Raw genomic sequence first — 17,712 nt, forward strand, 5'->3', positions numbered from 1 at the left:
CGTGGCTGCTGGAGCACACCGCGCCCGCCTCGACGCTAAGTGTGTTGAGTTTCATGATTGTGCCGTTCGCGCCCCTCATGGTGGCCCAGGCCGGGTTCGGGGCGCCGTGGAGGCCGGGAGGCGAGGGGCAGAGTCCCCAGGCCGGGTCCGGGTCACCGCGCGAGCGGGGAAGGGAGCCCCGGCCGGACCTGCTGGTCGCCTCCGGTCCGCTGCGCGAGCCCGGGGACGGGAGCCGCTCCGGTCCGCTGCGCGAGCCAAGGGACGAGAGTCACTCCGGTCCGCCGCGCGAGCCCAGGGATGGGAGCCGCTCCGGCCCCCAGGCCGGGTCCGGGGACGGGAGCCGCTCCGGTCCGCCGCGCGAGCCCAGGGACGAGAGCCGCTCCGGTGCCCCGGTTGCCTCCGGGTCGCCGGACGGGCCGGCCGTACCGGGCGGGCCGGCCGTACCGGGCGGAGACGGCTTCGAGCCGGTGCGCCGCGTGGGACGCCCTCCCGAGGGCCGGCCGGCCAGGCCGGACCTGCTGGTCGCCCAGGGCCCGCCCGGCAGGCGGGGGCCGAACGGCGGACGGCACCACCGCGCGGCCCCCGCGCCCTCCGCCATGCGCCGCTCCAGCCCGACCAGGCGCGGGCGCGGGCGTGGCCTGATGATCCCGTTCATGATGGTCCTGGTCCTGACCGTCGCGGTCGGCGGCGGCCTGGTGCTCTGGGAGTGGGTGGGCGGCCCGTTCACCTCCGGGCTCCGGCTGGTCGGTGACGAGGTGCACTCCGGTGACGCGAACTTCGTGCCGCCGCCCGACGTCGCCGGCGACGGATCGAGCCAGGTGCTCAACGCCGTGGCCTCGGCGGGCACCGTCATGGTCGCCGTCGGCAGCGACACCACCAGCCCGGTCCCCAGGCCGCTGTTCCTGGTCTCCACCGACGGGGGCGGGAGCTGGCAGCTCGGAAAGGTGACCGGCCCGGCCGGCTACGAGACGGGGCCGACCACGGTCGGCCTGGTCGCCGGTGGCGACGGCCGCTGGCTGGCCGCGGGCAACGACCCCTTCGGCGCCGGACACGGCCTGTGGACCAGCGCCGACGGCTACAGCTGGGGCGCGGTGGACCCCGGCGCGCTGGAGGCGTTCTCGGCCGGGGACAAGATCATGGACCTGGCGAGGACCACCGCGGGCTTCGTCGCGGTGGGCACGACCGTGCTCCCGGACGGCACCACCGGGGCCATCGCCTGGGTCTCGCCCGACGGGCGGAGCTGGGACCGGGTGGACACCAGGGAGATCGGCCTGCCGGACAAGGTCCGGGGCCTGAAGGCGGTCGTCGCCAAGGGCGACGCCGTGGTGGCGCTGGGCGATCCGGCCGAAGGCCAGTCCACCTCGGTCATCCTGCGCTCGGCCGACGGGGGGAAGACCTGGCTGAGGACCGGTGCGGCGCTGACGGGCGTCGTCCCCGAACCGGGCGCGCTGGCCGTGGCGGCCGACGGGTTCGTGCTGGTCCCCACCCAGCAGCGCAGCGACAAGGGCGAGGTGGCCGTCTACTGCTCGCCCCAGGGCGTCGACTGGACCCGGTGCGGCACCATCGGCGGCCTGGCCCCCGACGGTTCGGGCGTCAAGCGCCTGGCCTCCTCCTCGGCCGGAGTGGCCGCGATCACCGAGTCCGGTTTCGAGCACTACGCCGTCTACACCAGCAAGGACGGCCGCGACTGGAGCAAGAGCACCGACCTCGGCCAGGTGCCCGGTTCGCTGCGGGCGCTGGCCGTCTCGGCCGAGGGCACGCTCGTCGTCGGCGGCGACGAGCGCGCCGCCGACGTGGACAACCGCCTGGTCCTCCTCACCGCCCCCAAGGGGGGTCAGGCGCGGGCGGTCCCCCTGAGCGGCATCGACGGGCTCACCAGGGCCGCGCGGGAGACGGCCAGGGTGGCCGCCGGGGAGGGCGGGTTCGTCGCCGTGGGCGCCGTGTCCGGCGACGCGGGGATCTGGACCAGCGCCGACGGCCAGAGCTGGCAGGCGGCCGGCCCGGCGCAGATCCTCGGCGGCTCGCGCCGGCAGGCGCTCAGCGACGTCGCCCGGAGCAGGCGGGGCTGGCTGGCGGTGGGCAGCGCCATGACCGACGCCTCCACCACCGAGCCCCTGCTCGTCACCTCGGACGACGGCAGGAGCTGGCGCAGGGTGCCCGTCCTGGGCCCCCTCGCCCCGGCCGCCGAGCACGACTTCCTCGCCCCCCACGCGGTCGCCGCGGGCCCGTCCGGCTACGTCCTGGCCGGCGAGGACCGCAGCCCGGCCGGGACCGTCCCGGTCCTGTGGTTCTCCTCCGACCTGAAGCGCTACACCAGGGCGGCGAAGCTGCCCGCCGGCGGCGGCGGGGTGCGGCTGCACGACGTCTCGGTGACCTCGTCCGGGTATGTGGCCGTCGGCGGCGCCGGCGGCGCGGACCATGAGACCGGCGTGGTCTGGGTCTCGGCCGACGGGGTCAACTGGACCGCGCGCAAGCCGGTCCTGCCCCCCGGGGCGACGTCGGCGGGGCTGCGGCACGTGGTCCTGTACGGCGGGCACATCGTCGCCGCCGGCACCGCGCGGACCGGTGACGGGCTCCGGGCCTTCGGCGCGGTGTCGGCCGACAACGGTTCGACGTGGGAGTTCTCCTGGTTCCCCGCCGAGGAGGCGGCCGCCGTGCAGGACCTGGCCGCCACGGAGGCGGGCGTGGTGGCGGTCGGCTGGCAGGGGCTGCCCGGCGAGGGCGACAGCGTGGCCTGGACCTCCGAGGACGGGCTGGGCTGGCAGCGCCACGCCCCCACCCAGGGCAGCCTGGCCGGCGACGGGGCCCAGCGGCTCGGCGCGGTGGCGGTCTCCGGCGACCAGGTGGTGGCCCTGGGCAGGTCCACCACCTACAACGCCGACCACCTCACGCTGTGGCGCTCGACCCTGGCCGCGGCGCGGTGACCGCCTGTCCGGTGGGGGCGTCGAGCGGGTCAGGGGGAGGGGGAGTCGCGGGTGTCGGCTGTCTCATGTCGTGGCGCTCGACCCTAGCCGCGGCGCGATGACCGCCCGTCCGGTGGGGGCGTCCAGCGGGTCAGGGGGAGGGGGAGTCGCCGGTGTCGGCTGTCTCATGTCGTGGTGCTCGACCCTGGCCGCGGCGCGATGACCGCCCATCCGGTGAGGGCCTCCAGCAGACCCGGGGCGAGCGGGAGACGCCGGAGCTCCTCGTCGCTGAACCAGCGGGCCTCGGCGGCGTCGTCCCCGGCGGAGAGCGTGCCGCCGGAGACCTCGGCCAGGTAGTCGCGGATCTCGTAGACGAGGCCGCCGGGGCCGGGACGGTCGACGGTGCCGGCCAGGCGGCCCGCGGTGACCGTCAGGCCGGTCTCCTCCAGCACCTCGCGGGCCACCGCCTCGGCGTCCGACTCGCCGGGTTCGACCCGGCCGCCGGGGACCGACCAGAGACCTTCACTCGGGGGACGGCCCCGGCGGATGAGGAGCATCCGTCCGGAACCGTCGAAGATTATTGCTCCGACACAATTTACGCGCACATTGATAAGATTACGGCTCGATAACGCGGTCTGCCCTTGACGAATGGCCACTGACAAAGCACCGTGGGTAGGCGTGAGAGCCGCGCCTACCTGCCCACGGTGTTTCGGCCCGCTCCGTCCGCCGAGCGCTTGGTCGAGCGCCTGGCGATGTGGCCCGCACGGTGACGTCCTGCCACTGCAGCCGCCGAGACGCCCCTCCGCCGCCGCCATGGAGGCCGTCGGCCGGAGCACCCTCGTCCCCGTCTGGCTCCCGTGGCCCCTGCCCCAGGGCTGGCTGGTCACCGGGCTGGCCGAGGCGGGCGACGACCGCAGCGGCGTCAGGGCCACCGTGGTCGCGCTCAGCGGTCCCTCGCTGGTCCACGGACCGGCCGACCTGCTGATCATCGCGGAGGAGCCCGGCGTGGGCCTGGGCGCGGGGTTCGCCGGGCTGGAGGGCCCCGACCCGGGCACCGGGTTCGACGAGGGGCCGCCGCACGCCAAGGTCGAGATCAAGGGGCATCCCACCGCGCTGTGGTGCGTCGAGTCCGCCGCCCCCGACCGGGCGGCCTACGCCGGCGAGGCGCTGGGCAACTGGCTGTGGGCGGTCGTCTGGCCCGCCGAGGCGGGCTACATGATGACCCTGGCCGACCTCTCCCTGCGCGACCTGCGGGACCAGGACCAGGTCCTCGACCTGCCCTTCGGCGCGTTCTCCCCGCGCCTGGGCGGCGAGGAGGGCTGACCTCTCCGTCCCCGGGCGGAGAAGGACGCCCGATCTCTCCGCGCCCGGGCGGTGACAACGTCCGACCCGGCACCGACCACTCCCCTCACCTCACCACGGCTCAGGGGAGCGTGCGTTGGACCTCCAGTTCTTCGTCGAGGCGTTCGTCACCATGTTCGTCATCATGGACCCGCCCGGCATCATCCCGCTCTTCCTGGCCTACACCCGCGGCCGTACGGCGCAGGAGCGCAGGCGGATCGCCTGGCAGGCGCCCATCGTCGCGTTCTGCCTCATCGTGCTGTTCGCGGTCTTCGGCCGGGCCATCCTGGGCTACCTGCACGTCGAGGTGGCGGCCATGCAGATCGCCGGTGGCCTGCTGCTCCTGCTGGTCGCCCTGCAACTGCTCACCGGGGAGACCGAGCCGCCCCCCAACACGATGAAGTCCAGCGTGAACGTCGCCCTCGTCCCGCTCGGCACCCCTCTGCTGGCCGGGCCGGGGGCCATCGTGGCGACGATCGTCTTCGCCCAGCAGGCCGGGCAGAAGGAGGGCGGCATCCTGGCGCTGGCCCTGGCCATCGCGGCCGTGCACATCCTGCTCTGGGTGTTCATGCGCTTCTCGGTGACCATCCTCCGGGTCATAAAGGAGAACGGCGTCGAGCTCGTCACCCGCGTCTCGGGCCTGCTGCTGTCCGCCCTCGCGGTGCAGCTCATCATCACCGCGATCCGCACGCTCGTCGGGGCGGGATAGGCCCGTGGGGGTGTGTTGGCCGGTGACAGGCAATGCTGAGGGAATAGACGGGCGAATAGGGTAAATGGGAAGACTATCCGTTACCCGCGCTCGAGCCGCAGGGTGGAGCGAGGCAGTAAAGTTCGGAAGCGTGACAGCGCGTATCGAACGAGTGGTGACCGAGGGCGTCGTCGATGTCGACGGCGCCGAGCACAAGGTCGAGAACAACACCTGGATCCTGGGTGACGATGAGGAGGTCATCGTCATCGATCCCGCGCGTGACGCGGAGAAGATCCTGGAGAAGGTCGGCGAGCGGGAGGTGCTGGCCGTCATCTGCACCCACGGCCTGCCCGACCACGTGGGCGCGGCCATCGAGGTGGCGGCGCGGGACGAGGCCGTGGTCGCCCTCCATCCCAAGGACCGGCCGCTGTGGCGGCTGACCTGGCCGGACACCTGGCCGGACATCGACATGGAGGACGAGGGCGTGTTCGGCGTCGCCGACGTCGAGCTGGAGGTCATGGCCACCCCCGGCGTCTCCCAGGGTGGTGTCTCGCTCTACTGCGAGGCCCTCGACGCGGTCTTCACCGGCAAGACCCTGCAGGCCGACGGGCCCGGCAAGATCGGTGGGGAGTATCCCGCGCTGGCCGACCAGCTCACCGCCATCGGCGGCCGGCTGTTCACCCTGCGCCACGGTATCCGCGTGCTGCCCGCGCACGGCGAGGAGACCACCATCGGCGCCCTGGAGCCGCAGTTCGACGCCTGGCTGTCCGGCTCGCTGACCCGTGGCGAGGTGACCGAGAAGAGCGAGGGCCCGCTGAGCGACGGGACCCGGGCGGCCAAGATCAACCTGAAGCTCCTCGACGAGTAGTCCTCCGTGGACCAGCTCCCCCTTGAGGGTATGCCGCGGCGGCTCTACTCCTGCACGCCGTCGCGGCTGAACACCTGGCTCGACTGTCCCCGGCGCCACCGGTTCACCTACCTGGACCGGCCCTCGCCGCAGAAGGGGCCGCCCTGGGCGCACAACAGCGTGGGGTCCAGCGTGCACAACGCCCTGGCCGCCTGGTGGCGCGAGCCGTACGGACGCCGGACACCGGTGACGGCGGCCACCCTGGTCACCAAGGGGTGGATCAACGAGGGGTTCCGCGACGCCGAGCAGTCGGCGGCCTGGCGTGACCGGGCCCGCGACATGACCGCCGGATACGTCGCCGGCCTCGATCCCGCCGACGAGCCGGTCGGCGTCGAACGGACCGTGGCCACCCGGACCTCCGTCATCGCCGTCTCCGGCCGCATCGACCGGCTCGACCGGCGCGGTGACGAGCTGGTCGTGGTCGACTACAAGACCGGCCGCCGCCCCCTCACCGCCGACGACGCCCGCTCCTCGCTCGCGCTGGCCGTCTACGCCATCGCCTCCTCGCGGGTGCTGCGCCGGCCCTGTCACCGGGTCGAGCTCCACCACCTGCCGACCGGCACGGTCGCCGAGTGGGAGCACACCGACGAGTCCCTGGCCCGCCATCTGAGCCGGGCCGAGGAGATCGCGATCGAGGCATCCGAGGCCGAGGACCGCTACCGGGCCTGGTCGGGCCCGGCGCGGACCGGCGGTGCCGGCCGCACCCCGCCCGAGGTGCCCCCGGAGGTCGACGCGCTCTTCCCGCCCAGGACCGGCCCCCTCTGCTCCTGGTGCGACTTCCGCAGGCACTGCCCGGAGGGCCAGGCGGCCTCGGGCGACCGCCTGCCCTGGGACGGCCTGGCCGACTGACCGCGCGCCTGCGGGTGCCGGGACGCGGCCGGGGTCAGGCGGCGTCCGGCACCCCGGCCGGCCAGCGGCGCGGGTCGGTCAGCCCCCTGAGCCCCCGGCTCACGTCGTAGCCCGCGGCACCCAGGCGGGCCCGGGCCCCGGCGAGCATGTCCCGGGTGTAGGGCATGAACGCGCGGTCGTGGACGGGCTCGGGCACCGAGTTCATGCCCAGCCGGAAGGCCCTCAGCGCCGCGCTCACGGTGCTCGGCGGCACCTCGGGCAGCACGCCGTACAGCTTCCTGGCCCAGTCCGGCAGCGAGTAGTAGCACAGCGCGCCGAACGGGAAGTAGGCGGGTTTGCCGGGGGCGAGCATCCGGAGCTCGGCCGGCAGACGCGGCCACAGCAGGAAGCGCACCGTGGAGGCCGACTCCGGGGTCACCCCCAGCCGGGGCCGCATCCCGGTGAAGTAGTCGTCCAGCTCCGCCATCGAGCCGGGCACGTCCTCGGCGTGCAGGCCCACGTAGGTGGCGCTGCGGCGCTGCTCGGCCAGGTAGCGGTCGGCCTGGCGGTCGCTGAGGCCGAGGCCGGCCCGCCGCGCCACCGACAGGTAGGACGAGACCTCGGCGCAGTGCACCCAGAGCAGCAGCTCGGGGTCGTCCACCCGGTGCGTCCTGCCGGTGTCGGGGTCGTCGATGCGCAGCCGGCGGTGGATCCCCCGGACCCGGCGGCCGATCTCGTCGGCCTCCGCCGGGCTGCCGAACGTGACCCGGCCCACGAAGTCCGCCGTACGGCGGAGCCGTCCGAACGGGTCCTCCTGGAAGTTGGAGTTCTGCCAGACTCCGCGCATCGCGAGCGGGTGCAGCGCCTGCAGCATGAGGCCCCGGACCCCGCCGACCCACATGGAGCGGTCGATGTGCACCAGCCACGTCGCGGTGTGCGGGGGCTGGACGACGATTTCTTCGATGCTCGCCATAGTAAGTAGATGATTACATGGCATTCGACGGGAAATCCAACAGGGGTGGTCGATGACGGGAAACCGCCGGTGAACCGGGGTGGCGGGGCGTCTCAGCCGAGTGAGCGCGTCTCCGCCGCGTTCCAGAACCGGGTGAGCGCGGCGGCCGTCGTCTCGGGGGCCTCCACCGCGGGGGAGTGGGCGGCGCCGGGGACGACCACGCACTCGGCGTTCAGCCGGGCGGCCATCTCCGACTGCATCGACGGCGGCCAGCCGTCGTCGTGCTCGCCGTACAGGACCAGGGTGGGGACCTCGACCTGGGCGAGCTCGTCGCACCGGTCCGGCGCGGAGAGGACCTGCTCGGTCATCGTGGCCATGCCGGTCAGGGAGTTGGCGAACAACCGCTTGCGCAGGAACGCGATGATGTCGTCCGGCACCCCCGCGGACAGGGCCTCCGGCTCCATCCGGGTGTGCCACATGTGCTCCAGGCCGGCCTCGGGCAGCTCCGAGATCATGGTCCGGCCCGCGTGCTCGCGGACGCCCACGATGGCGGCGGGGCCCGAGCTCATCAGCGTGTAGGAGGCGAACTTGGTGCGGCCGTCGATGACCGCCTCCCGGGTGACCAGGCCGCCGAAGGAGTGGCCGACCAGGTGGAGGGGCTCGCCCCCGCCGATCGTGTGCGCCAGGACGTCGATGTCGTTGCCGAGCGCCGCGCAGGTGTAGGCCTGGGGGTCCTCAGGGCCGGCGGTCTCGAACTGCCCGCGCATGTCGACCGCGATGACCTGGCGCCCCGACTGGGCGAGCGTCTGCAGGACCGCGATGAAATCTTCCTTGCTGCCGGTGAGGCCCGGGACCAGCAGGGCGGGCCAGCGCTCGGGGACGCCGCTGACCGGCAGGGCCTCCAGCACGGCGAAGGCACCCACCGACGTCTCGATCTGGCGGGTCCGGACGCCAGGAGGCAGGGTCAGAAATCGCGGCGTACTCACGTGGCCCCACGATACCTCTCTTGGTGACATGGCTCTGTGCGTCTCAGGACGCGAAAAGGGGCGCCACCTCGTGGTCGCGCCCCTTTCCTTCGGTGCCGGCTAGCTCGGGCGGCGTGCGCCCCGCTGCTGGCCCCTGCCCGGCGGGCGGCGGCGGCTCTGCGCCCGTTCGGAGGCCGCCGACGGGGCGATCTCGTCGTCGTCCGTCGCCAGGTCGGGTGACTGGAAGATCACCGCGAACGGGCTCGGGGGGATGATCTTCTCCGGCTGCGGGCGGGGTGCGGGCGCCTCGGCGGGTTCGTCGTCCCAGCGGTCGGTCACGGGCTCCTCCTCCCACTGCGGGACCTCGGCCACCGGCTCACGCCTGCGGCGCGGCCTGTCGGCCTGCTCCGCCGCGGGTCCGTCGGGAGCCTGCGCCCCGGTGCCCTCGGTGAGGCTCACCTCGGGGTTCAGCCCGGCCCTGCGGGTCCGGCCCCGGCGGGGCGCGGTCTCGGCGGACCGGTCGTCACGGTCGTCCTTGCGAGAGGTCACATCCACCTCCACCTCGGGGAGCTCGACGAGCGGGCTCTGGATCCCCTGGGCCGCGGCCGGCGCCGGGGTCTCCTCGGCGGTACGGCCGGCACGTGTGCGACGGCGCTTGGGCTCCTCGACCGGCGCCGCCTCGACGGCCGTCTCCTCCGCCCGCACGTCCTGCACGGTCTCCGCCGCCTCCTCGCCCGACCGGCCGCCGCGGGTGCGGCGGCGCTCCCGGGGGGTGCGGGCGGGACGCTCGCGGCGCTCCTCCCGCTCCTCCTCGCGTCCCCTGCGGGGACCGCGGGAGCGGACGCGCCCGGTCTCGCCGAGGTCCTCGACCTCTTCGGCGGCCAGGCCCGCCCGGGACCGGTTGGCGTGCGGCAGCACGCCCTTGGTGCCCTCGGGGATGCCCAGGTCGCTGAAGACGTGCGGGGAGGTCGAGTAGGTCTCCACGGGCTCGGTGAAGTCGAGCGACAGCGCGTTGTTGATGACCTTCCAGCGGGTGAGGTCCTCCCACTCCACGAAGGTCACCGCGACGCCGGTCTTGCCCGCCCGGCCGGTGCGGCCGATCCGGTGCACGTAGGCCTTCTCGTCCTGCGGGCAGTCGTAGTTGACGACGTGCGTGACGTCGTCGACGTCGATGCCGCGCGCGGCCACGTCGGTGGCGACCAGCACGTCGATCTTGCCGTTGCGGAAGGCCCGCAGAGCCTGCTCGCGCTGGCCCTGGCCCAGGTCTCCGTGGACGGCCGCGGCGGCGAAGCCGCGCCTCTTGAGCTCGTCGACGACCATGTCGCAGGCGCGCTTGGTCTCACAGAAGATCATCGTGAGCCCGCGCCCCTCGCACTGGAGCAGGCGGCCCATGATCTCGATCTTGTCCATCCGGTGCACGCGCCAGACGAACTGGGTCGTCTGCGGCGTGGCCTCGGCCTCGGCGTCGTGGTTCTCGGCCCGCACGTGGGTGGGGCGGGTGAGGTAACGCCGGGACAGGGCGACGATCTCGCCCGGCAGGGTCGCGGAGAACAGCATCGTCTGCCGCTTGTCCGGGATGAGCTTGATGATGCGCTCGATGTCGGGCAGGAAGCCCAGGTCGAGCATGCGGTCGGCCTCGTCGAGGACGAGCACGTCGATCTGGCCGAGGTCGAGGTGCTTCTGCTTGACCAGGTCGAGCAGGCGGCCCGGGGTGCCGACGATGACGTCGACGCCCTGCTTGAGCGCCTCGATCTGGGGTTCGTAGGCGCGCCCGCCGTAGACGGTGAGGATCCGCGAGCCGAGCTTGCCGGCGGCCGTCACCAGGTCTTCGGTGACCTGGACGGCCAGCTCGCGGGTCGGCACGACGACCAGCCCGCGGGGCTTCTTGCGGTTCTTCCGGGGCTTGCCGACACGCTGCAGCATCGCCACGCCGAAGGCGTAGGTCTTGCCGGTGCCGGTGCGCGCCTGGCCGATGATGTCCTGGCCGTTGAGGGCCAGGGGGAGTGCCATCTCCTGAATCGGGAACGGCGTGATGATGCCCTCGGTCTCGAGGGCATCGGCGATCTCTGGTGTGACTCCGAGGTCTCGGAACGTCGTCAGCTTGGCCTGCCTAAATCTCCGTTGAAGGCAAGCCTGTCGGGACCACGGACGCAAAAATCCCCGTGCCCGGGTCCTCGTGGAAGGGCCAGCCCTCTCATGTCATCAGCGACCGCTGCGGCGTCATGCCGACTTCGGGGGCGTCCGGGAGCAGATCTCCTGGATTAACACAGTGCGGTCGCACTTTCTCAGAGCAGTGTACTCGATACCACAACGCGGAACCGATTTCTTAGTATTCCTGATGAATCGCCGGGTCAGTCAACTCGTAGGCTGCCTTCATGAGTGATTCCCCTGCCGGCGTCGCCGACCTGCTCGGCGTGCTCGCCTACGCGGAGCTGACCGCGTTCCTCCGCCTTGCCGAGGATGCCACGCGGCACGCCCCGTCACTGGCCGACCGGGCCGCGCTCGGTGACCTGGCCGCCACCGAATACGCCCATTTCCGGCTGCTCCACGACCGGATCGCCTCGCTCGGGATCGATCCGGAGGAGGCGATGGCCCCGTTCGTCGGGCCGCTGGACGACTGGCACACCCAGACCACCCCGGGAGACTGGCCGGAGGCGCTGGTCAAGGCGTACGTCGGCACCGGGATCGCGCTCGACTTCTACCGGGAGGCCGCCGCCGGCGTGGACGCCGAGACGCGGCGGCTCGTCGACGAGGTGCTCGCGGACGAGGGGCGGTCGCAGTTCGCCGTCGAGCGGGTCGGCGCGGCCATCAAGGAGGACCCCACGCTGAGCGGGCGGCTGGCGCTGTGGGCCAGGCGGCTGGTGGGAGAGTCGCTGAGCCAGGGCCAGCACGTGGCCGCGGCCCGGCCGGAACTCGCCGAGCTGCTGGTGGAGGCGGCCGGGGAGGACATCGGCCGGATGTTCGCCCGGTTGACGGAGGCGCACGGCAGGCGGATGGCCGCCATGGGGTTGACCCCGGGACCCTGATCCGCAGGGGCGGGCGGGCCGGCGGGCGGCCGCTCCGCAGGAGGAGGCCCGGTCCGTTCTCCGACGGCGTCCGCCGCGGGCGGGCGGGGGCGGCTGCGGACAGGTCTGCTGATCGAGCAGCGTGAAGGCGCCGAACGGTTGTAACGTGCGAGATATGAGGGCCTCGCGCCGCTACGGCAGTTCCTTGACGAGATGTGGGCCGAACCGCTGGACTTCGCGCGCCGTGTTACGCAGGGGCGGCGACGACTGTCCGGCCATCACCCTGGGACGGCACCGCGTCCGCCGGGCCCGTCGGCCACGCTGCTGCGGGCTGGGCGAGCGGGACGGGTGCCGCGCGGGCTGAGCCCGCCGCGCGCCCGGCGCCCCGGACCCGCGCCATGGCCGACAGGGGACGGCCTGGCGCGAGCCGTACGGGGTCTAGAGGGTGCCGCCGAAACCGACGGTCCTGGGCTCGTCCTCACCGATCTCGATGAAGCCGAGTGAGGAGATCGGGACGAGGACCCTGCGGCCCTTGCTGTCGGTGATGCCGAAGACGCCGCGTTCGGTGGTGATGGCCTTGCCGAGTTCCTCCTCGACCTGCTCTGCCGACAGGTCGGTCTCCACTACAAGCTCACGGTGCACGGAACGCACGCCGATTTTGATTTCCATAGTGCTCCCTTTCGACGAGGGCTGCTCGTCCCATGGTCGCCCCATCGGGCGCGCGACGCGCCGGTTGATCGCGTCAAGCGAACAGAGGTGTCGGTCAGTGGTCGGCGTTCGTGCGCGGGAAGCCCGAGATCCCGCGCCAGGACAGCCGGGCGATGAGCTGGGTGGCGGCGTCCTTGGGGATGGAGCCGTTGCTGCTGATCCAGTAGCGGGCGCTGACCTCGGCCATGCCGACCAGGCCGACGCCCAGCAGCCGCGCCTCGTCGCTCGAGCAGCCGGTGTCCTCCTGGATGACCTGGCTGATCATCTCGGCGCTCTCGCGGAGGTTGCGCTCGATGCGCTGGCGGACCGAGGCGACGTTGCGCAGGTCCGACTCGAAGACCAGGCGGAACGCCTCGCCCTGACCGGAGACGAAGTCGAAGAAGGCGCCGATCGCGGCCTGGACACGCTGCTTGTTGTCGGTGGTGGAGGCCAGCGCGTCGCGGCAGCGGGCGATCATGTCGTCCACGTGGAGGTCGAGCAGGGCCAGGTAGAGCTCCTGTTTGCCGGGGAAGTGCTGGTAGAGCACCGGCTTGCTGACCCCGGCCCGCTCGGCGATGTCGTCCATCGCGGCCGCGTGGTAGCCGTTCTCCACGAACACTTCCTGCGCCGCGCTGAGCAGCTGGCGGCGACGGGCCATTCGGGGCAGCCGGGTGCCCCGGGGCTTGGCGTCCGGGGTAGCGGTCACGGCGTTCTCCTTGCGGGTGCTCCTGCTGTCTTGAATCATCCTACGCGCGGGTAACTCGGGTCAGCGATAGCCGCGTGACCCGGGTCAACGGTAGTCGTCCTCGTCCAGCTCCACCGTGCGGCTCTGCTCGGCGGCGTCGGCGGGGTCGGCCTCCAGCGGGATGTGGTCGGGCCATTCGGGGCCGTCGGCGTCCACCGACTGGTGCTGCTCGGCCACGTCGGCCTCGGGCGCCTCGGGCGAGGTCTCCCCGGGCCAGTCGCCGACGTCGTCGCTTGCCCGGCGGTGCTGTTCGGCCGCGTCGGCCTCGGGCGCCTCGATCCCGATCTCCTCGGAGCGGGCGTCCTCGGGCTCTTCCCCGTGCAGGCTGTCGTCGCGCACATCCATCTCTGACATCCGCTCTGTTTCCGTTCTCCTGCGAACACCGGACATCGCCAAGCGTACGGCGTCGGGTCCCGCCTGCTGAGAAAGGCATGGCATCGGGTCTGCCATGAGGGGTACCTGCCCGGTTGGTGAGTGTTTGCAGTTACTTGGCGCCATTTCCGAACATGTGCGCGAAACTTGACGGGTAACTCCAAGGCAGGGGGTCGCCATGCGGAGCATCTGGAAAGGCACGGTCTCGTTCGGGCTGATCACGATCCCGGTCAGGCTGTTCGGCGCGACGGAGCGCCGTGACGTCACCTTCCACCTGGTGCACGGGGAGGACGGCGGCCGGATCAGGTTCCGCCGGTTCTGCCAGGTGTGCGAGGAGGAGGTCTCGTTCGCCGACGTGGCCAAGGGCTACGAGTTCCCCAACGGGGACATGGTCGTGCTCGCCGGCGACGACTTCGAGGACCTGCCGCTGTCCACCTCGCGCAGGATCGAGGTGCTCCAGTTCAGTCCGGCGGACCAGATCGACCCGATCCTGCTGGACAAGTCCTACTACCTGGAGCCGGACGCCGTCGGGGTCAAGCCGTACGCGCTGCTCCGTGACGCGCTGGAGCGGTCGGGGCTGGTGGCGGTCGTCAAGGTGGCGCTGCGGCAGCGCGAGTCCCTGGCGACGCTCCGGGTCCGCGAGGGGGTGTTCGTGCTGGAGACCATGCTCTGGCCGGACGAGGTGCGCCCGGCGGACTTCGCGTTCCTGGAGGAGGGCGTCGACGTCCGGCCGCAGGAGGTGAGGATGGCGGAGTCGCTGATCGAGGCGATGGTCGCGGACTTCGACCCCTCCGCCCACAAGGACGCCTACCGGGAGGCGGTCCACGAGGTCATCGAGGCGAAGGTCGCCGGCCGGGAGATCGTCCCCGCCGAGGTCCCGGTCGAGGAGGGGCCGCCGGCCGATCTGATGGCCGCCCTCCGCGCCAGCGTCGAGGCGGCCAAGAAAGACCGCCGTGGCACGGCTCCGGCGAGGGAGAGGGCCCCTGCGGAGCCCGCCGCCGGAGAGGCCGGAAATGCCGGAGGCACCGGAGAGGCCGGAGACACCGGAAAGGCCGGAGAAAAGGAAAAGGCCCCACGTAAACGGAATGCGCGCCGTCCGGCGTGAACGGGCGGATGAACGCCGACGCGCCGGAGACCGGTTTCTCCGTGGAGTGAGGGCTCCAGACTCGAAAGCCTGGAGCCCTCACCCGGAATGCCGAGAAAAGCGATTTCACGCGCCGGCTGAGAATCGAAGACCCGGAAACCGCCTTTCGAGTGCCCGTGTCCTCCGCGTGATCACGGCTCCCTGTGGGGAATCGCGATCCCGCTGGACACGGGCACCCCGCTCCTCCGCCGTGGGCCCGAAGCCATTGCCCCGCCGTGGGCCTGGAGCGGGCAACAACGGTGGATCGGGGCGTGGACGGTCAGATGTCTCGACCACCCGCCGCGCTCAGAGCCGAGCGCGACCCCGGTCCGGCGTCCAGCCCGGAAGGCTAGACGTTGTTGTTGTTGTTGTCGTTCTGGGCGTCCTCTTCATTGTTGTTGTTGTTGTTGATGTTGATGTTGAACTTCTGACGGTGGTGGCGGTGGTGGCACGAGCGGTTGCCCCGCCAGCCGCCCCAGCCGCCGCAGCGCCACCGGCGGTGGCAGCCGCAGCCGGCCCAGCCCCAGTTGGCCTGGAAGGAGGCGATGGAGGTGGTGGTCGCACCGGCGGCGGCGTTGGCCGCGGTGGTGACGCCGCCGAGAGCGGCGCCGCCACCGGCCATCGCCGTGCTGAGTGCGAGACCTGCGATGACACTCTTGAACTTGGGCATTGCGTTTCCCCCTTGAAAGGATCGGTTGCCCCGTTTAAGGCATTTTCCGGAGTGATCGAAAAATGCCCCGGGATGGTCGCTAATGGTCCATCCCTGGTTGTCTTGATTTCCTGGCATCTCGGGTGACAAACGGAGATTAGCGGCTTTTACTATCTGCTTATCCGTTTATTGATGATGTTGGACTTTATCTGTGAGTTTTGGAGTGGAATGTGTTTAATGTCGCATTTGTGTGCGGGCTGCACGGCGGGGGCTATCGTTAAAGGAAGGCGGACAAAGGCGGACAAAGGAGGATGTGTGAGTGTCGAGCCGATTCCGAGCTGGCCGGGTGAGCTGATCGAGCTGGGGGAGCGGAGCGTCCATGTGCGCTCGACCCCGCCCGGCCCCACCGAGACGGCCGTCTACGTGCACGGCCTGGCGGGCTCGGCGACCAACTGGACCGATCTGATGGGCGAGCTGTCCGACGTGGTCACCGGCCACGCGATCGACCTGCCCGGATCCGGCTACTCGCCCGAGCCCCCCGGTGGCGACTACTCGGTCGGCGCCCACGCCGGGACCGTCGCCGCGCTGATCGAACGGGTCGCCACCGGGCCCGTCCACCTGTTCGGCAACTCCCTGGGCGGCGCGGTCTCGGTGCGGGTCGCCGCGACCCGCCCGGAGCTGGTCCGTTCCCTCACGCTCATCTCGCCGGCCCTGCCCGACCTGCTGCCCAGATACGGCCCGGCGCGGGTGGCCCTGTCGGCGGTGCCGAGGCTGGGCGAGTGGGCCGCGACGCAGCTGGCCGCCCTGCCGGCCGAGCGCAGGCTCAACGCCACGCTCGCCATGTGCTACGCCGACCTCGGCCGGCTCCACCCGGAGCGGCTGCGGGAGGCTGCCGAGGAGCTGCGCCGCAGGGACGGCCTGCCGTACGCGGCGGCCGCGCTGGTCGGCTCGGCCCGGGGCATCGTCGCCGAATACTTCAGGCGCGGCGCGGAGAACCTGTGGCGGCAGGCGGCCCGGGTGACCGCGCCCACGCTGGTCGTCCACGGCCGCCACGACCGGCTGGTCAACCCGCGCATGGCCGCGCGGGCCGGACGGACCTTCCCGCACGTGCGGCTGGTGCTGCTGCCCGACGCCGGGCACGTGGCGCAGATGGAACTGCCCGGAAGGGTGGCCCGTGAGGCCCGGCGTCTGATAGGTGAGACTGCTCCCGTCCCGATTGGGAATGACTGAGGCACCGCGTTAGGTTGTGAGTGGTGCGTGCTGTGCCCAGCCGCACCGCCATGACGCCCTGAAACGGGAGTGGAACTGTGTCGTTGCCACCGCTGGTAGAGCCGGCAGCCGAGCTGACCGTCGACGAGGTGCGCCGTTATTCGCGCCATCTGATCATCCCCGACGTGGGCATGGCCGGGCAGAAGCGCCTGAAGAACGCCAAGGTGCTCTGTGTGGGCGCCGGCGGCCTGGGCTCGCCGGCCCTGCTGTACCTCGCCGCCGCGGGCGTGGGCACGCTCGGGATCATCGACTTCGACGTCGTCGACGAGTCCAACCTGCAGCGCCAGGTCATCCACGGCCAGTCCGACGTCGGCCGCCTCAAGGCCGAGAGCGCCGCGGCCAGCGTCCGGGAGATCAACCCGCTGGTCGACGTGGTCGTCCACAACGTGGCGCTGACCACCGACAACGTCATGGAGATCTTCTCCCAGTACGACCTGATCGTGGACGGCACCGACAACTTCGCCACCCGCTACATGGTCAACGACGCGGCCGTCCTGCTCGGCAAGCCGTACGTCTGGGGTTCGATCTACCGCTTCGACGGCCAGGCGAGCGTCTTCTGGGCCGAGCACGGCCCCTGCTACCGCTGCCTCTACCCCGAGCCCCCGCCCCCCGGCATGGTCCCCTCCTGCGCCGAGGGCGGCGTGCTCGGCGTGCTCTGCGCCTCGATCGGCTCCATCCAGGTCAACGAGGCCATCAAGCTGCTCACCGGCATCGGCGAGCCGCTGGTCGGCCGACTGATGATCTACGACGCCCTGGAGATGAACTACCGCTCGGTCAAGGTCCGCAAGGACCCCGAGTGCGTGCTCTGCGGCAAGAACCCGACGGTCACCCAGCTCCTGGACGACTACGAGGCGTTCTGCGGCGCGGTCTCCCAGGAGGCCCAGGACGCCGCCTCGGGCTCCACGATCACCGCGACGGAGCTCAAGTCCATGCAGGACGCCGACGAGAACATCTACGTGATCGACGTCCGCGAGCCGAACGAGTACGAGATCGTCTCCATCCCCGGCGCCGTGCTCATCCCCAAGGGCGAGTTCCTCAACGGCTCCGCGCTGGAGAAGCTCCCCCAGGACAAGCGCATCGTCCTGCACTGCAAGTCCGGCGCCCGGTCGGCCGAGGTCCTGGCGATCGTCAAGAACGCCGGCTTCTCCGACGCCGTCCACGTGGGCGGCGGCGTGCTGAGCTGGGTCAAGACGGTCGACCCGAGCCTGCCGAGCTACTGACCCCCATACCGGATACCGGCCACCGACGACGCCCCGCGGAGCACCGCTCCGCGGGGCG

Annotated in this window: 16 protein-coding genes and 1 pseudogene; 9 read left to right on the forward strand and 8 right to left on the reverse strand. The window is 71.9% G+C overall.

The window, feature by feature from the left end:
- A pseudogene (locus ACWDS7_RS19210) lies at window positions 1-2,924 on the forward strand (hypothetical protein); the annotation flags it as partial.
- Window positions 2,925-3,088: 164 nt separating this feature from the next.
- Here the strand turns inward: ACWDS7_RS19210 and ACWDS7_RS19215 are convergent.
- Window positions 3,089-3,559: an NUDIX hydrolase gene (locus ACWDS7_RS19215; protein ID WP_451930363.1), complete on the reverse strand. Its 471-nt coding sequence runs from the start codon at window positions 3,557-3,559 to the stop codon at window positions 3,089-3,091.
- On the opposite strand from ACWDS7_RS19215, the gene ACWDS7_RS19220 reads away from it, so the two are divergent.
- The 4 genes from ACWDS7_RS19220 to ACWDS7_RS19235 all read left to right on the forward strand — a co-directional run bounded on the left by ACWDS7_RS19220 (window position 3,552) and on the right by ACWDS7_RS19235 (window position 6,688).
- The gene (locus ACWDS7_RS19220; RefSeq protein ID WP_451930364.1) at window positions 3,552-4,226 is read left to right on the forward strand and encodes a DUF6758 family protein; all 675 of its coding nucleotides are present in this window, start codon (window positions 3,552-3,554) and stop codon (window positions 4,224-4,226) included. The genes ACWDS7_RS19215 and ACWDS7_RS19220 overlap by 8 nt on opposite strands.
- 115 nt (window positions 4,227-4,341) lie before the next feature.
- A complete protein-coding gene (locus tag ACWDS7_RS19225) occupies window positions 4,342-4,953 on the forward strand; it encodes a MarC family protein (protein WP_451930365.1) in 612 nt (203 codons plus the stop codon).
- A gap of 130 nt (window positions 4,954-5,083) precedes the next feature.
- Window positions 5,084-5,800 (forward strand): MBL fold metallo-hydrolase, encoded by a 717-nt coding sequence (locus ACWDS7_RS19230; protein ID WP_306864183.1) that lies wholly within the window; start codon window positions 5,084-5,086, stop codon window positions 5,798-5,800.
- Window positions 5,801-5,806: 6 nt separating this feature from the next.
- A complete protein-coding gene (locus ACWDS7_RS19235; RefSeq protein WP_306864186.1) occupies window positions 5,807-6,688 on the forward strand; it encodes a RecB family exonuclease in 882 nt (293 codons plus the stop codon).
- Window positions 6,689-6,722: 34 nt separating this feature from the next.
- Here ACWDS7_RS19235 and ACWDS7_RS19240 read toward each other — a convergent pair whose 3' ends face one another.
- The 3 genes from ACWDS7_RS19240 to ACWDS7_RS19250 form a co-directional block, all read right to left on the reverse strand.
- Window positions 6,723-7,640, reverse strand: coding sequence for an oxygenase MpaB family protein (locus tag ACWDS7_RS19240; protein ID WP_451930366.1), 918 nt, complete (start codon window positions 7,638-7,640; stop codon window positions 6,723-6,725).
- A 92-nt stretch (window positions 7,641-7,732) separates the two neighbouring features.
- Window positions 7,733-8,605 (reverse strand): alpha/beta fold hydrolase, encoded by an 873-nt coding sequence (locus tag ACWDS7_RS19245; RefSeq protein WP_451930367.1) that lies wholly within the window; start codon window positions 8,603-8,605, stop codon window positions 7,733-7,735.
- Between the two features lie 99 nt (window positions 8,606-8,704).
- Complete coding sequence (locus ACWDS7_RS19250; RefSeq protein WP_451930368.1) at window positions 8,705-10,594, reverse strand: DEAD/DEAH box helicase; 1,890 nt, start codon at window positions 10,592-10,594, stop codon at window positions 8,705-8,707.
- A 365-nt stretch (window positions 10,595-10,959) separates the two neighbouring features.
- On the opposite strand from ACWDS7_RS19250, the gene ACWDS7_RS19255 reads away from it, so the two are divergent.
- A complete protein-coding gene (locus ACWDS7_RS19255; protein ID WP_306864197.1) occupies window positions 10,960-11,610 on the forward strand; it encodes a ferritin-like fold-containing protein in 651 nt (216 codons plus the stop codon).
- 417 nt (window positions 11,611-12,027) lie between these two features.
- Here the strand turns inward: ACWDS7_RS19255 and ACWDS7_RS19260 are convergent, their stop codons facing one another.
- From ACWDS7_RS19260 to ACWDS7_RS19270, 3 genes are all read right to left on the reverse strand, one after another.
- Window positions 12,028-12,258, reverse strand: a complete 231-nt coding sequence (locus tag ACWDS7_RS19260; protein WP_306864199.1) for a DUF3107 domain-containing protein — start codon at window positions 12,256-12,258, stop codon at window positions 12,028-12,030.
- 94 nt (window positions 12,259-12,352) lie between these two features.
- On the reverse strand, window positions 12,353-12,982 hold the full coding sequence (locus tag ACWDS7_RS19265) for a TetR/AcrR family transcriptional regulator (RefSeq protein ID WP_306864200.1): 630 nt from the start codon (window positions 12,980-12,982) through the stop codon (window positions 12,353-12,355).
- Between the two features lie 84 nt (window positions 12,983-13,066).
- Window positions 13,067-13,375 carry a hypothetical protein gene (locus ACWDS7_RS19270; RefSeq protein WP_306864203.1) on the reverse strand — a complete coding sequence of 103 codons (309 nt, stop codon included), beginning with the start codon at window positions 13,373-13,375 and terminating at the stop codon, window positions 13,067-13,069.
- 196 nt (window positions 13,376-13,571) lie between these two features.
- Here ACWDS7_RS19270 and ku point away from each other — a divergent pair, with 196 nt between their 5' ends.
- Window positions 13,572-14,498: a non-homologous end joining protein Ku gene (gene ku, locus ACWDS7_RS19275; protein WP_451930369.1), complete on the forward strand. Its 927-nt coding sequence runs from the start codon at window positions 13,572-13,574 to the stop codon at window positions 14,496-14,498.
- Window positions 14,499-14,865: 367 nt separating this feature from the next.
- Here the strand turns inward: ku and ACWDS7_RS19280 are convergent, their stop codons facing one another.
- A complete protein-coding gene (locus ACWDS7_RS19280) occupies window positions 14,866-15,186 on the reverse strand; it encodes a hypothetical protein (RefSeq protein WP_306864209.1) in 321 nt (106 codons plus the stop codon).
- Between the two features lie 294 nt (window positions 15,187-15,480).
- Between ACWDS7_RS19280 and ACWDS7_RS19285 the strand changes: the two genes are divergently transcribed.
- Both ACWDS7_RS19285 and moeZ read left to right on the forward strand, forming a co-directional pair.
- A complete protein-coding gene (locus ACWDS7_RS19285; protein WP_451930370.1) occupies window positions 15,481-16,395 on the forward strand; it encodes an alpha/beta fold hydrolase in 915 nt (304 codons plus the stop codon).
- 77 nt (window positions 16,396-16,472) lie between these two features.
- Window positions 16,473-17,654, forward strand: a complete 1,182-nt coding sequence (gene moeZ / locus ACWDS7_RS19290; RefSeq protein WP_451930371.1) for an adenylyltransferase/sulfurtransferase MoeZ — start codon at window positions 16,473-16,475, stop codon at window positions 17,652-17,654.
- Window positions 17,655-17,712: the final 58 nt, after the last annotated feature.

This window comes from Streptosporangium sp. NPDC003464, assembly GCF_053588315.1.